The 14,809-nt window shown below is 60.0% G+C and carries 13 protein-coding genes and 1 pseudogene; 4 read left to right on the forward strand and 10 right to left on the reverse strand.

What is annotated here, in order from left to right; translation table 11 throughout:
* Positions 1-42 precede the first annotated feature (42 nt).
* The 3 genes from ES815_RS11320 to fdhF form a co-directional block, all read right to left on the reverse strand.
* Positions 43-717, reverse strand: a complete 675-nt coding sequence (locus ES815_RS11320) for a tetratricopeptide repeat protein (RefSeq protein WP_142487873.1) — start codon at positions 715-717, stop codon at positions 43-45.
* A 117-nt stretch (positions 718-834) separates the two neighbouring features.
* Entirely contained in the window at positions 835-987 is a 153-nt protein-coding gene (locus ES815_RS11325) for a Hok/Gef family protein (RefSeq protein WP_142487874.1), read from the reverse strand.
* A 322-nt stretch (positions 988-1,309) separates the two neighbouring features.
* Positions 1,310-3,457, reverse strand: coding sequence for a formate dehydrogenase subunit alpha (gene fdhF, locus ES815_RS11330; RefSeq protein WP_142487875.1), 2,148 nt, complete (start codon positions 3,455-3,457; stop codon positions 1,310-1,312).
* A gap of 265 nt (positions 3,458-3,722) precedes the next feature.
* Here fdhF and ES815_RS11335 point away from each other — a divergent pair, with 265 nt between their 5' ends.
* Positions 3,723-4,454: a response regulator gene (locus tag ES815_RS11335; RefSeq protein WP_142487876.1), complete on the forward strand. Its 732-nt coding sequence runs from the start codon at positions 3,723-3,725 to the stop codon at positions 4,452-4,454.
* On the opposite strand, the gene ES815_RS11340 is transcribed toward ES815_RS11335, so the two are convergent.
* The 6 genes from ES815_RS11340 to ES815_RS11365 all read right to left on the reverse strand — a co-directional run bounded on the left by ES815_RS11340 (position 4,451) and on the right by ES815_RS11365 (position 10,587).
* Positions 4,451-5,461: a carbohydrate kinase family protein gene (locus ES815_RS11340; RefSeq protein WP_142490046.1), complete on the reverse strand. Its 1,011-nt coding sequence runs from the start codon at positions 5,459-5,461 to the stop codon at positions 4,451-4,453. The genes ES815_RS11335 and ES815_RS11340 overlap by 4 nt on opposite strands.
* On the reverse strand, positions 5,461-6,321 hold the full coding sequence (locus ES815_RS11345) for a ketose 1,6-bisphosphate aldolase (RefSeq protein WP_142487877.1): 861 nt from the start codon (positions 6,319-6,321) through the stop codon (positions 5,461-5,463). Before ES815_RS11345 ends, ES815_RS11340 begins: the two co-directional genes overlap by 1 nt.
* Positions 6,322-6,331: 10 nt before the next feature.
* Entirely contained in the window at positions 6,332-7,018 is a 687-nt protein-coding gene (locus ES815_RS11350; RefSeq protein WP_142487878.1) for a D-lyxose/D-mannose family sugar isomerase, read from the reverse strand.
* Positions 7,019-7,101: 83 nt separating this feature from the next.
* The gene (locus ES815_RS11355) at positions 7,102-8,043 is read right to left on the reverse strand and encodes an ABC transporter substrate-binding protein (protein ID WP_142487879.1); all 942 of its coding nucleotides are present in this window, start codon (positions 8,041-8,043) and stop codon (positions 7,102-7,104) included.
* A 31-nt stretch (positions 8,044-8,074) separates the two neighbouring features.
* Complete coding sequence (locus ES815_RS11360) at positions 8,075-9,070, reverse strand: ABC transporter permease subunit (RefSeq protein WP_142487880.1); 996 nt, start codon at positions 9,068-9,070, stop codon at positions 8,075-8,077.
* Between the two features lie 2 nt (positions 9,071-9,072).
* Complete coding sequence (locus tag ES815_RS11365) at positions 9,073-10,587, reverse strand: sugar ABC transporter ATP-binding protein (protein ID WP_142487881.1); 1,515 nt, start codon at positions 10,585-10,587, stop codon at positions 9,073-9,075.
* A gap of 130 nt (positions 10,588-10,717) precedes the next feature.
* Here ES815_RS11365 and ES815_RS11370 point away from each other — a divergent pair, with 130 nt between their 5' ends.
* The 3 genes and pseudogenes from ES815_RS11370 to yjdP all read left to right on the forward strand — a co-directional run bounded on the left by ES815_RS11370 (position 10,718) and on the right by yjdP (position 13,944).
* Positions 10,718-13,024, forward strand: coding sequence for a hybrid sensor histidine kinase/response regulator (locus ES815_RS11370; protein WP_142487882.1), 2,307 nt, complete (start codon positions 10,718-10,720; stop codon positions 13,022-13,024).
* Between the two features lie 107 nt (positions 13,025-13,131).
* Positions 13,132-13,509, forward strand: a pseudogene (locus ES815_RS11375) (GNAT family N-acetyltransferase); the annotation flags it as partial.
* A gap of 108 nt (positions 13,510-13,617) precedes the next feature.
* Entirely contained in the window at positions 13,618-13,944 is a 327-nt protein-coding gene (gene yjdP, locus ES815_RS11380; RefSeq protein ID WP_142487883.1) for a DDRRRQL repeat protein YjdP, read from the forward strand.
* Between the two features lie 106 nt (positions 13,945-14,050).
* On the opposite strand, the gene phnP is transcribed toward yjdP, so the two are convergent.
* The gene (gene phnP, locus ES815_RS11385) at positions 14,051-14,809 is read right to left on the reverse strand and encodes a phosphonate metabolism protein PhnP (protein WP_142487884.1); all 759 of its coding nucleotides are present in this window, start codon (positions 14,807-14,809) and stop codon (positions 14,051-14,053) included.

The raw sequence follows: 14,809 nt of genomic DNA on the forward strand, positions 1-14,809 counted from the left end.
GCGCCCCCGGCACGCAGACCGCTCGGTCCCGTCGGCGGGCATTTACTCCCCGCTTAACGCATCAAACTCTTCGCAGCCGGTATCAAAACCTTCGCTACAGCTCAGATTAAACCAGTACAGCGCCTTCTGTTTATTCGGGGTGATAAACCCGTCCTCGCCCTGCTGAAATACCTGACCCGCCCAGTACTCCGCGTAACCTGTACGCGAGAGGGTGGAGCTCTGCTTAAACCACTGTGCGGCCTGGACATCATCCTGCGCCACCTCCACGCCGTTGGCGTAGATCAGCCCCAGCAGCTGCCGGGCATCGACCGCGGCATCATCCTCGGTATTCTCTGCGACTTTGTGCAGTAAGCTCAGCGCCTGCGGGTAGTCAGTTTTTCCGGCCCGGGTATTGACCAGCAAACGTGCCAGCATCACCGCACCCGGCGAGCTGCCCGCCACCGTGGCCTGCTGCGCCAGCCCTTTTGCCTGGGCTAAATCGCCGTGCTTAAACTTGATTTGTGACAGCAGCGCCATAGCATCGATATCGCCGTTTTTGGCCGCTTTTTCGGCCCAGGTTTCGGCCTGCTTATCATCCCCCGAGCTGTAATAGGTTTCGGCAAGATAATACTGCGCCCGGCTGTCGCCGGCCTCAGCCTGCTTCAGGTACTGGCCGCCAATCTCCTCGGCGCAAACCAGGGAAGAAAAAAGGATCAACAACAGATAAAGAGGTTTCATGCGTTATTTTCGTAGGGGTAGATAACGGGCAGTATAAGCGCGGGATGAGAAGAAAAAAATGGGTGCGTTAAGACCTCCACTCCCCACAAGCCGGGCGGGTTTCCCCGCCCGCTGACGTTAGCCTGCTGCGCAGGCTAATTTAGCCGCCACTTCAAGCTGCTCGCTCTTTATTGTCAGTTCGCATAACGTGCCGCGATTAATAAAGGCGAATATCACTATGGTCAGGCAAATAATTAATATTATGCCTGGCACGGTTTTTAATGGCGTCATGCCCTTTACTCCTTGCTAATAAAAGAATAAGGGGCTACCCTCAACTTGTGAGTGGTTGAGGGATAGCCCCCGGTTAATGGAAACATTTCCGGGGTTTTTCACTTTCTGTCCCTCAATACGGCTTAAGACAGAAAGCCTTAAGCACCCGCCGATAATCTTATCCCTATGAACTCAAAAGAAAAGATGTAATTCACTTTGTGGGGAATTACATTTCTCTGGAATACTGCTCGCAAAATAATATTCACCATATATTATTTCTATTATGCAAATAAAAACGGGATGAATATTTCACCCCGTTTTATTAATTGCACCTTTAATTGCATCAACCCATCGCGGTTTCCCGTAACGATTTTTTCAGCTTATTATATTCTTCAACCACATAGTTTTCGGCGGCGGATTGATCCGCTATCGGCTCGACGCGCACGGCACAATATTTATATTCCGGCGTTTTGGTTATCGGGCTGAGGTTTTCCGTCACCAGCTCGTTGCAGGCCCCGATCCACCATTGGTAAGTCATGTATACCGCCCCGACGTTAGGCCGATCGCTGACCTGAGCCCGGGTGATAACCCGACCTTTGCGGGAGTTAACCCACACCAGCGCCTCATCCTCAATGCCCAGCCTTGCGGCATCCTCGGTGTTGATCTGCACATAGCCGGGCTCATCGGCCAGTGCCGACAGGGCCGCACAGTTGCCGGTCATCGAGCGGCAGGAGTAGTGGCCCACTTCGCGCACGGTGGAGAGCACCATCGGGTAATCGTCATCCAGTTTATCCATCGGCGCCATCCAGTCGCAGGTTAAGAACTGCGCCAGCCCGTTCGGGGTATCGAATTTCTCCTCGAACAGGAACGAGGTGCCCTGGTCCGCCGGCGACTCGTCCCGGCACGGCCACTGGATGTAGCCCAGTTCGCCCATCTTCTCGTAGGTTGCCCCTTTGAATCCCGGACACAGCTGGCGCAGCTCATCCCAGATTTGCTGCGTGTTGTCGTAGTGCATCGGATAACCCATCCGGGTCGCGATCTCGCTGATGATCTGCCAGTCGGTTTTCAAATCCCACTTCGGCTCGACCGCCTTAAAGAAGCGCTGGAAGCCGCGATCGGCTGCGGTGTAAACCCCTTCATGCTCGCCCCACGAGGTAGACGGCAGGACAACATCCGCCACCGCCGCGGTTTTAGTCATAAAGATATCCTGGACAATCACCAGCTCGAGATCGTCAAACGCCTGACGCACCGCCGACAGTTCAGCATCGGTCTGGAGCGGATCTTCGCCCATGATGTACGCCGCGCGCACCTCTTTGTGGGCCACGCGGTGCGGCAGCTCGCTGATACGGTAGCCGGGATGCGCCGGCAGGCTCTTGACGCCCCAGGCTCTGGCGAATTTCTCTCGGTTTTCCGGGAACTGAACAAACTGGTATCCCGGGTAGGTGTCCGGTAGCGCCCCCATGTCGCAGGCACCCTGCACGTTATTCTGCCCGCGCGCCGGGTTGACCCCGACGTGGGCTTTGCCGAGGTTGCCGGTCAGCATGGCGAGGCTGGTGAGCGCACGCACGGTCTCCACCCCCTGCCAGAACTGGGTGACGCCCATTCCCCACAGCAGGGTGGCCGTTTTCGCTCCGGCATACAGACGCGCAGCCTGGCGGATCTCCCGCGCGCTTACGCCGGTAATGGTTTCGACCGACTCAGGCGTATAGTTTTCAACGATCTTACGGTACTCATCAAAGCCCTCCGTGCGGGTGGCAACGAAGGTCCGATCGTAGAGCTGCTCGGCAATAATCACGTGGCCGATGGCATTGAGCAGGGCGATGTTTGAGCCGTTTCGCAACGCGATATGCATATCGGCAATGCGCGCGGTTTCGATGCGCCGCGGATCGCAGACGATAATTTTTGCCCCGTTCTGCTTTGCGCGCAGAATATGATTTGCGACGATCGGATGCGAATCCGCCGGGTTATAGCCAAAAATAAACACCAGATCGGTGCCATCAATCTCGTTGATGGCATTGCTCATGGCGCCATTACCGACCGACTGGTGCAGACCTGCAACCGAGGGGCCGTGTCAGACGCGTGCGCAGCAGTCGACGTTGTTGGTACCAATCACCGCGCGGGCAAATTTTTGCATGATGTAGTTGGTTTCATTCCCGGTGCCGCGCGAGGAGCCGGTGGTCTGGATCGCATCCGGACCGTGCTGCGCCCTGATGTCGCTGAGGCGGCGGGCAACATAGTCCAGCGCCTCATCCCAGGAGACGGGCTCCAGCCTGCCGCCGCGAACGCGGCGGATCATCGGGGTTTTCAGCCGCGGGGTTAGAATCTGGGTGTCGTTAATAAAGTCCCAGCCGTAATAGCCCTTCAGGCACAGTTTGCCTTGGTTGGTTTTCCCCCCGGCTGCCTCCGCCCGGACGATTTTGCCGTTATCGACCACCAGGTTTATCTTGCAGCCTGATGCGCAATAGGGGCACACCGTGATGACGTTTTTCATCAGTCTTGCTCCAGTTTCAAATGACGCTGAGATGTCGGTTTAGTATGCCGCCTCTATGCCACAATTTTGTTGTGGATTTCCCCTGACTTTACGGGCGAATCCTGGTCAAAACCCTGACGAAAAACAGGCCCGCGTCAAAAATTGCGGCCCTGGTGGCGATGGGGATGTGACGGCGGTTGAAGATCCGTGACGGAAAGGGCGTTTTGGCTGGAGCCTTGCACAGAATGGGCCAGACTGATCTCTATCCCCCTAATGGAATCCAGTGATGAAACCAGCAATTCTGGTGGTCGATGACGACACCGCGGTGTGCGAACTGTTGCAGGATGTGCTTAACGAGCACGTCTTCACCGTCCACCTGTGCCATACCGGTCAGGATGCTCTGCGTCTGGCGCAGCAGGCACCGGATATCGCGCTGGTATTGCTGGATATGATGCTGCCGGATATTAACGGCCTGCAGGTGTTACAGCAGCTGCAAAAGCAGCGCCCGGAATTGCCGGTCATCATGCTCACCGGGCTCGGCAGCGAGTCGGACGTGGTGGTGGGCCTTGAGATGGGGGCGGACGACTACATCGGCAAACCCTTCAATCCCCGGGTGGTGGTGGCGCGCGTCAAAGCCGTGCTGCGCCGCACCGGCGCGCTGGCGGCAGAACCGATCGTTACGCGGGCGGCCGGGATCGGCTTTAACGGCTGGACGCTGGATACCACCCGCTGTGAACTGATTGACCCTCAGCGCGGCGTGGTCGCCCTGACCCAGGGCGAGTACGGTTTGCTGCTGGCGTTGACGCAGAACGCCCGGCGGGTGCTGAGCCGCGAACAGCTGCTGGAGCTGACCCACAGCGAAAGCGCGGAGGTTTTTGATCGCACCATCGACGTGTTGATCATGCGCCTGCGCCGCAAAATCGAAATCAATCCCCATCAGCCGCTGCTGATTAAAACCATCCGCGGGCTGGGCTATGTCTTTGCCGCCGACGTGCTGCATGGCGACAGGGCGGCCTAGGCCAACCGGTTCTCCTGAATAAACAGCTGTAACTCCTGCAGGGTTTTCGCCCCGTCGATAGCGTTGGCCGCCAGCAGGCTGGCCCGCGCGCAGGCGTGCGCCATCCGGATGCTCTCCGCCAGCGACAGCGATTCGTGGCAGCCATACAAAAATCCGGCGCAGAAAGCATCTCCCGCCCCGACGCTGCCGACGATCTCCTCACGGGTCAGCCGCCACGAGGGGATCCAGCACCCCTCCCGATCCGGCTCCTGTCCCCAGGCCCCTTCCGGGCAGTGGATCACCACCCGCGACTTCACGCCCGCTGCCAGCAGCTCTGCCGCCGCCGCGGCAATATTGGCGATCGTCGGCGCATCCTGGTCATCGCGCATTGCCAGGCCGCTGAACTCGCCCGCCTCCAGCTCGTTGATCACCAGATAGTCGAGATGGCGCAGGGCAGGGAGCACCAACGGCTGATAGCGCGGATCGCCCTTGCGCGACACCAGGTCGAGAGAGGTTTGAAACCCAAGCTCGCGCATCTGCGCCAGCAAGCGCGCGCTGCGGGTGCCGTACTCCTCGTCCGGCATATCCAGGCTGTCCAGCAGCAGCAGATAGCCCAGATGGAAGATCTTCAGGCTGGAGTCGAGCCGGTCGAAGGCGGGCAGATCCAGTAGCCGGTTGGCCCCCGGGGAGTGGAAAAAGGTGCGCTGGCCGCTGGGGTCGGTCATCACCTGCGACATGGAGGTGGGGGCGAAGGTGGTGCGCTGCACCCGCTGGCGGTTGACGTGATACTGGTCGAGCATGGCGAGAATGTAATCCCCGTCGTGGTCATCCCCCACCAGTCCCACCGCCTGCAGCGGGATCCCGGCGTGCATTTTCGCCACCGTTAACAGCACGTTGAGCGGCGCCCCGCCGGTGGCGCGTTCGCTGTGGACGATCTCCGCCAGCCAGCCGCGCTCCGGCCACTGCACAATCTGGTGGACGTGATCCACCAGCATATTGCCCGCCGCGATAATGCCCCGGCGTTCCATCACGCAAACCCCGCGCTGCCGAAGGTGCGCATCTGTGCGGCGACGGTATCGGTAATGGCCTCTTCGATGCCCAGCAGCAGTTCAGCAAACTCATCGTACAGCGGCTGGCGGTTGGCCATTCGCTGCTCCACCTCCGCCAGCGCCGCCTGGGACATGCCGGTGTAGAAGTTAATCTTGTGGATCCCAAGCTCAATGGCGCGGCGGAAATCGGCGTCGCCGATCCCGGACCCGCCGTGCAGCACCAGCGGCAGGCCGGTTTGCTGGCGGATGGCGTCAAGACGGGCGAAATCGAGCTTCGGCTCGCCCTTATATTTGCCGTGGGCATTACCGATTGCCACCGCCAGGGCGTCGATGCCGGTCTGGTCGACAAATTCCCGCGCAAGCCCAGGATCGGTGAAAAAGGCTTTGTCGGCATGGCCGTACAGGGCACCGCCCTCATCGCCCCCCACCGCGCCGAGTTCCGCCTCCACCGACACGCCCACCGCGTGGCACATCTTCACCACTTCCCGCGTCTGGCGGATGTTCTCCTCGTAGCTCAGGGTGGAACCGTCGAACATCACCGAGCTGAACCCTAAGCGCAGCGCCCGCACCACCGCCTCGAAATGCAGGCCATGATCGAGATTCAGCACCACCGGAATATCATGCCGGGCGGCTTCGAATTTGACCGCCTCCACCAGTGAGTCGAGGGAGACGTACTTAAAATGCACTTCGGCAATGTTGATGATAAAGGGCGAGTTCTCCTGACGGGCGGCGGCAAACAGCGCCCGCAGGAAGTGGGAGTCGAGGACGTTAAACGCCCCCAGCGCATAACGATGTTCGCGGGCATGGGCCAGCCCGTCGGCGAGAGAGATAAGCGGCATGGTTCACTCCTTACAGGCGAAACAGGCTGTATTCATTGCACAACACCAGCACGGCCGGTTCGTCTTCATCAATGTTGTTATAACGGGCGGTGGGTTGCAGGAAGTGGTTGTCCGTCTCGTCGTCATTCACCGAGGAGACTTCACCCACCAGCACGTCGCCAAAGCCCACCTCACCCCAGAAACTGTGGTACAGGCCGGGCGGCAGGCAGATGCTCTCCCCCGGCGCGAGGCGGATATGGCTGCCCGCCACGTGGGTCTGCTGGCAACCATCGATGGCGACCCTGATATCTCCCTCCTCTTTCTGTTCATGCTCATCGGCGTTCCACAGCTCGACAATGAGGTTGCCGCCGCCGCGGTTGATGATGTCCTCGCGTTTGCGCCAGTGAAAGTGCAAAGGCGTCACCTGGCCCTCACGCACATGCATGATCTTCTCGGCATAACATTTGTCCCATGGCTTGCCGCCGGGAGAGCCGTTGCGCAGGGCAAAAAGGGTTAAGCCCTGCGCCGCAAAGTTATCGCCGCCGAACGCGGTCACGTCCCAGCCGAGCCGCAGGTCGAACACTTCCTGCCAGGCGTCGCCGTCAAGCTGCTGCCAGCGGCCAGGAGGGAAGCTGGCAAAGGGGGGCAGATGCACATCGTGCATGGAGAAAAACTGTCGCGTGTGGCCGAGGATCTCGTTAATTTCGGAGCGTTTCATGAAAACTCCTCATCCTGACCCTCTCCCCGCAGGGGAGAGGGAACGTGAACATCCTCACCCCTGTGGGGAGAGGCGTACAGTCATTACTTAACCGTCCAGCCCTTATAGTTGCCGACGTTGCTCTTATCGATCATCGTCACCGGGATCAGCACCGGCTCTTTCGGCGCCGGTTTGCCCTGCAGAATGTCATAGCCGATCTCCACCGCTTTCGCCGCCATCACCTGCGGGTCCTGCGCCGGGGTAGCAACAAACAGGGAGTTTTCCCGCTTCAGCGCCTCTTCCGCATCCGGCGAGCCATCGACGCCGACGATAAAGAACTCGTTACGTTGTGCCTGTTTTGCCGCCAGATCGGCGCCGATCCCCGTCGGATCGTTGATAGCGAACACGCCGTCGATCTTCGGATTGGCCGCCAGCAGGGAGGTCATCACCTCCAGCCCGCCGTCACGGCTGCCTTTGGCGTTCTGGTTATCCGAAAGGACTTTGATATCCGGATGTTTTTTAAATTCAGCCTTACAGCCTTCCACACGGTTTTGTACCGCAGAGACCGGCGGTCCGTTGATGATCACCACGTTGCCTTTGCCTTTCAGGCGGTCGGTGATCAGCTTACAGGCCATCTCTCCGGCCTGGGTGTTGTTGGAGGTGATAGTGGCATCGGCACCCTCTGCCGCCACGTCAACCGCCACCACCACAATCCCGGCGTCTTTCGCGCGCTTCACCGCCGGGCCAATTCCTTTCGAATCGGCGGCGTTAAGAATGATCATATCGACTTTGGCGGCGATAAAGTTATCAATCTGAGAAACCTGCTGGCCGAGATCGTAGCCGCTGGACACCAGCGTCACTTTCACGTTGTCTCCTGCCAGTTTGCGCGCTTCCAGCTCCGCCCCTTTGGTGATTTGCACAAAGAACGGGTTCGCCAGATCGCCCACCGTCACGCCGATGGACTTCAGCTCTTTGGCCTGCACAAACGGGCTTGCTGCAAGCAGTGCGCCAGCACAGAGCGCGGTAACAAGAGGTTTTAAACGCATATTTTCGTCCTCGTTATGTAGGGTATTGTTGTTATGCACTTTGATGGTGTCGGGTACGGTATTTGTCGATCAGCACCGCAATGATGATCACCGCCCCTTTGATCACCAGTTGCCAGAAATAGGAGACGCCCATCAGCGTCATGCCGTTGTTAAGGGTGGCGATAATCAGCGCCCCCACCAGCGTGCCGGTGATGGTGCCGATCCCACCGACAAAGCTGGTGCCGCCGAGGATCACCGCCGCGATAGCGTCCAGCTCATAGCCGGTACCGAGGTTGCCGTTGGCGCTGTACAGCCTTGATGCGCTCATCACCCCGCCGAGGCCCGAGAGCAGGCCGCTCATACCGTAGACAAACAGCAGCACCATCCAGACCTTGATGCCCGTTAAGCGCGCGGCCTGCATGTTGCCGCCCACCGCGTAGATATGTACCCCGAGGGTGGTGCGGCGCAGGATGAACCAGCAGACAACGATCACCGCCAGGGCAATCACCACCAGCCACGGCACCGGCCCGAGATAGTTATTGCCGATCCATTCAAAGCTGATGCTGGAGTTGATGACCGTAGTGCCGTCCGCCAGCAGGTAGGCCGCGCCGCGCAGTGCCGTGTAGGTGCCTAGCGTGACGATAAAGGGCGGCAACCCGGCAAAGGCCACCAGCGCGCCGTTGAACAGCCCCAGCACCATGCCGAGCATCAGCGCCGCCGGCACCGAGAGCATCGACAGCTCCGGCATCAGCGAGACCACCATCGCCGCCACCGCGGTGGTGCCCAGAATCGAGCCCACCGACAGGTCGATGCCGCCGGTCAAAATTATGAAGGTCATCCCCGCCGCCAGCACGATGTTGACCGACGCCTGACGGGTGATGTTCAGCAGGTTACTTTCGGTAAAAAAGTTCGGCGCGATAAAGCCAAATACCGCGACGATCAGGATCAATATCGGCAGGATACCGATGGTTTGCATCAGATCGCCCATCAGCATTTTTTTGGCGGAGGCCGCTTTGGCCACCTGTTGCGGAGTATTAGGTTGCGTCATGGTTATACCGCCCGATGATGAGAGTCGTTAACGCCGGTCGCCAGCGTCATGATGTTTTCTTGTGAGATATCGGCCCGATGGAGTTCCCCGGCAATGCTCCCTTCGCGCATGACGTACACGCGATCGCTCATGCCGACCACTTCCGGCAGTTCGCTGGAGATCATCAGGATCGCCACCCCTTTACGCGCCATCTGGTTCATGATCCGGTAGATCTCGCTTTTGGCCCCGACGTCCACGCCGCGGGTCGGCTCGTCGAGGATCAGAATGCGCGGGCCAATCGCCACCCAGCGGGAGATGAGCAGCTTTTGCTGGTTGCCGCCGGAGAGTCCGCCCGCCCGCACCTGGGAGTGCGGCACGCGAATATTGAGCAGGGCGATGGCATTATCGGAGATCGACTGGGCTTTTTTGCGGTTCAGCCAGCCGAAGCTGGCATCGCGTTCCAGCGTCGCCATGGTGATGTTCTCCTGCGCCGCCAGCTCGAGGAACAGCCCCTGCTCCTTGCGGTTCTCGGTTAAAAAGCCGATGCCGTGGTCGATGGCGGCGCGCGGGGAGTGGATCACCACCGGCTCGCCATCCACCTCAATCATCCCGCCGGTGGCCTTGCGCACGCCGAAAATCAGCTGCGCCAGCTCCGAACGCCCGGCACCCACCAGCCCGGCGAGGCCGACGATTTCGCCGGAACGCACCTGCAGGCTGCAGGGCTGCACTTTGCCGCCGTCGGTCAGGTGGTGGACGTTCAGGCGCGGGCTGCCGAGAGGAATATCGCGCTCTTTGTTGAACAGATCGCTCAGTGGTCGCCCGACCATCATTCGCACCAGTTCCGGGGCGTTGAGCTTGTCGCGGGTCAGGCTACCGACGTACTGGCCGTCGCGCAGCACGCTGACCCGGTCGGATAATTCATACACTTCCGCCATGCGGTGGCTGATATAGATAATCGCCATCCCTTCGTCGCGCAGACGCAAAATCAGCTCGAACAGGCGGTGGGTTTCGCGCGAGGAGAGGGCGGCGGTGGGTTCATCCATCACCAGGATGCGGCTGTTGCGGTGCAGCGCGCGGGCGATTTCCACCTGCTGCTGCTCGGCGATGGTCAGCTTCATCACCAGATCGGTGGCTTTGAAATTAGCGCCGAGGCGATCGATCACCGCCTGGGCCTGGGCGGCCATCTCTTTGCGCTGTACCAGCCCGCCGCGCGACAGCTCGCTGCCGAGGAAGATGTTCTCGGCCACGGTAAGGTTAGGGGCCAGCTGCATCTCCTGATAGATCAGGGTGATGCCCGCCGCCAGCGCATCTTTTGGGCCTTTGATATGAAACGGCTTGCCGTCGATCAGGATCTCGCCGCCGGTGGCGATGTAGGCCCCGGCGAGGATTTTCATCAGGGTGCTTTTCCCGGCGCCGTTTTCGCCCATTAAGGCATGGATCTCGCCGGGGAAGACCGTCAGATCCACACCCTTCAGCGCGTGGAAGTTGCCAAAGGTTTTGGCAATGCTGCGCATCTCTAAAACCGGGGTTCTGCTCATGGCGGATCTCCTGTGAAGGTCGATATCCGCACTTCATCACACCCCGGTAAATGCAAAATGTCAGAAGTCGTTCATATTTGTCATAGTTATGAATAGTTAATATGGATCACAGTTACGCCGCGGAGCCAATATGCCCTCACGCCGTCCCCCCTTCTTCGCCAGCGCCCGTGGCCGCCTGCTGATCTTCAATCTGCTGGTGGTGGCGGTAACGTTAATGGTCAGCGGCGTGGCGGTGCTGGGCTTTCGTCATGCCAGCCATATTCAGGAGCAGGTGCAGCGCCAGACCCTGGACGATATGACCGGCAGCATGAACCTGGCGCGTGAAACCGCCAACGTGGCGACGGCGGCGGTGCGGCTGTCGCAGGTCGTGGGGGCGCTGGAATATAAAGATGAAGCTAACCGGCTCAAACAGACCCAGACGGCGCTGGGCCGTTCGCTGGAGCAGCTTGCCGATGCGCCGCTGGCGCAGCAGGAGCCGGCGCTGGTGGCGCGGATCATCCAGCGCAGCAATGAGCTCCAGCAAAGCGTGACCGGCATGCTGGAGCGCGGGCAGCGACGCCATCTGGAGCGTAACGCCCTGCTCAGCTCGCTCTACCAGAGCCAGAGCTATCTCCGCCATCTGCAGGACATCAATCGCCGCTACGCCAGTAACCTGCCTGACGCCCGGCTGCTCAGCGAGATGGATCGGCTGATCGTCGCCGCCATCCAAACCCCCTCGCCGCGCGCGACCCTTCAGCAGCTGGATACGGTGACGGCGATGTTGCCCCGCCAGGCCGCGCAGCCGGTGGTGAGCTTCGTCCTGCCTGATTTTTACGCCGAACTCAACAAGCTCGGCCCGCTCTCCGGGCAGCTGGAAGAGAGCGATCTCGCTATCAGCTGGTATATGTTCCACATCAAGGCGCTGGTGGCGATCTTAAACAGCGATATCAATCAGTATGTGGAGCAGGTGGCCGAGGCCTCGCAGCTGCGCACCGCTGAGAGCCATCGGGAGCTGCGCTCGATCAGCGTCTTTATCACGGTGTCCGCCGTGCTGGCGCTGATCATCACCGCCTTTGCCTGCTGGTATATCTACCGCAATCTGGGCACCAACCTGACCGCTATCTCCCGGGCGATGTCGCGGCTGGCCCACGGGGAACAGGATGTCTCGGTGCCTGCGCTGCAGCGCCGGGATGAGCTGGGCGAGCTGGCGAGGGCGTTTAACGTCTTTGCCCGCAATACCGCCTCGCTGGAGCACACCACCCGACTGCTGAAGGAGAAGACCTCGCAGATGGAGGTGGATCGCCTTGAACGCCAGGGGCTGGAGGAGGCGCTGCTGCACAGCCAGAAGATGAAGGCGGTCGGGCAGCTGACGGGCGGGCTGGCCCATGATTTCAATAACCTGCTGGCGGTGATCATCGGCAGCCTGGAGCTGGCCGATCCCCACTCGCCGGATGCCGCACGCATTGGCCGTGCGCTGAAGGCCGCCGAGCGCGGGGCGCTGTTAACCCAGCGCCTGCTGGCCTTCTCCCGTAAGCAGTCCCTGAACCCGCACGCGGTGGAGATGAAGCCCCTGCTGGAAAACCTGGCCGAGCTGATGCGCCACTCTCTGCCCGCCACGGTCGCGCTGGATATCGAAGCGCAAACGCCGGCGTGGCCCGCGTGGATTGACGTTGGCCAGCTGGAAAACGCCATCATCAACCTGGTGATGAACGCCCGCGATGCGATGGAAGGGCACAGCGGCACCATCAAAATCCGCACCTGGAACCAGCGCGTGACCCGCAGCGACGGGCGTAAGCAGGACATGGTGGCGCTGGAGGTGATCGACCACGGCGCCGGGATGTCGCAGGCGATTAAATCTCAGGTCTTTGAACCCTTCTTCACCACCAAACAGACCGGCAGCGGCAGCGGGCTGGGGCTGTCGATGGTGTATGGCTTCGTGCGCCAGTCCGGCGGGCGGGTGGAGATCGAAAGCGCGCCCGGCCAGGGCACCACCGTGCGGCTGCATCTGCCGCGCGCCACCTTACAGGCGCTACCCTCGTCGGAAAACGGGGCAACCCCCGCCTCGCCGCCAGGCGACCGGCTGGTGCTGGTGCTGGACGACCAGACCGACGTCCGGCAGACGCTGTGCGAACAGCTCCACCAGCTGGGCTACCTGACCCTGGAGGCCGAAACCGGCGAGCAGGCGATACAGATGCTGAGCGCCTCTGCGGATATCGAGATCTTTATCAGCGACTTAATGCTGCCCGGCAACCTGAGCGGCGCGGAGGTGATCCAGCATGTGCGCCAGCATTTCCCCCATCTCCCGGTGCTGCTGATGAGCGGCCAGGATCTGCGTCCGGCGCACAACCCACAGCTGCCCGAGGTGGAGCTGCTGCGTAAGCCGTTCACCCGCGGGCAGCTGGCGCAGGCGCTGCGTAAAATCGATACGAATGCGGAGAAAATTCGCCGCAGTGTTTAAGAATTAATCAATCGTTTGCGCGGTATCGGTGGTGCTAATCTGCGCAAAAATAAGCGGATTAGGATATAAAGGGAATTATGCCGGTACTGACGAGAGGGGACTCACATATGATCGTGATGCCTACAACCTATAGCCCGATGACAGTCGCGCGCGCCTTTAAACAGGTGGAAGAGTTTGAACTCTCCGGGCGACTGCTGCATGTTATCTACGATCCACAGACGCCTCGTGCGGCCATTATTGAAGCGGATATCGAAACCTTTGAAGGGGTACCGCGCCATCGTGTGGTGGCGGCGCTGGATTTACAGCGAAAACCCACCCTGGGGAAAGATATTGTTGCTGTCGAACGCTGCTGGGAAGATGCCAATATTATTCAGGTCGAGGGGATTTGTGTCGATCCTGCAGAGCGAGATAAAGGGCTGGCAACCCGCTTGTATGAGGCGTTAATCCTACGATGCGGTATCCCATTAATATGCGTTTTTGACCAATAGTAATAATGGGAGCAACTCTGCCTTCCAGAATTTGAGATTCCTCCGCTACTCGCTCTACCTGCCGTTTATTACCGTAAGGCCAGCTCACCCTGCGAGACTGGCTTTATGAAACGTACCTTTACCGCTCTGTTATTTGGTCTGATCTCTTTAACCAGCCAGCTGGCGCATGCCGACATCGTTGACGATGCGATCGGCAATATCCAGCAGGCCATCAACGACGCCTACAACCCCAACAGCAATAATCGCAATGCCGACGACGATCGCTACGAAGATAGCCGTCGCAGCAGCGACAGCCGCCAGTATGACGATCGTCGCAGGCAGCTGGAGGACAGACGCCAGCGTTTAGATGAGCGCCAGCGCCAGCTGGACGAAGATCGACGTCGCCTTGAAGATGACGAGCGGCGGTTAGAGGATGATTACGATCGGCGGTAAGGGCCTACAAAACCGTAGGCCGGGTAAGGCGCAGCCGCCACCCGGCAGTAACGTGCGGCCTGATGCCTCACCCCGGCCCTCTCCCACAGGGAGAGGGAGAAAATCGTTAATCCAGCACCAGCACCATCCCGTCATACCCCGCCTCGAACCCTTCCGGCAGCGGGTTGTCCATCATCCACACGTCAAACTGATGGCTGATGTGGGTCAGGATCACCTGTGGACAGCCAATCACCTGATTCAGCGCAATAACCGTATTCAGATCGCAATGGTTGCGCGGGGTCTCCGCGCGCGGCTCGTGGCTACAGTCAATCACCATCGCCTGTGGGTGGTTGTTGAGTAAAAACTTCACCGTTTTGTCCGGCAGCCCGGCGGTGTCCGACAGCCAGGCGACGCGGCTGTGGGCGCTCTCCAGCAGATAGCCAAACGTCAGCTTCGAATGGTTGAGCGGCAGCGGGGTCACGCGTAACCCCTGGAGTTCAAACACCACAAAGGGCTCAAGCGTGTGGCTAAAGTCGAGAATGCCGGGGTGCTTAAACAGATCGTCGCAGCCGGCTTCGTCCGGCGGGCCGTATACCGGAATGGTCGCCCCCACGCCCCAGCGCATCGGGAACAGCCCCTGGACATGATCCATATGGTAGTGGGTGAGTAAAAACTGCTGAAAGCTGCCTGCGGGCCAGTCGTCCATCAGGTGCGGGATCCCCGCGTCCAGCAGCGTTACCGCGTCGTTGAATTTGACCACCGCGCTACAGGGGCGACGGCGATAGTCGTCCTGCAAACGCGCCCGGCAGCAGGCCGGACAGTCACAGCCAAAAGCGGGCACCAGCTGGGCGCCACCGGTTCCTGTTAACGTAATGGTCAGACTCAT

Source organism: Leclercia adecarboxylata, assembly GCF_006874705.1.
GTDB classification, from domain to species: Bacteria; Pseudomonadota; Gammaproteobacteria; order Enterobacterales; family Enterobacteriaceae; genus Enterobacter; species Enterobacter adecarboxylatus_C.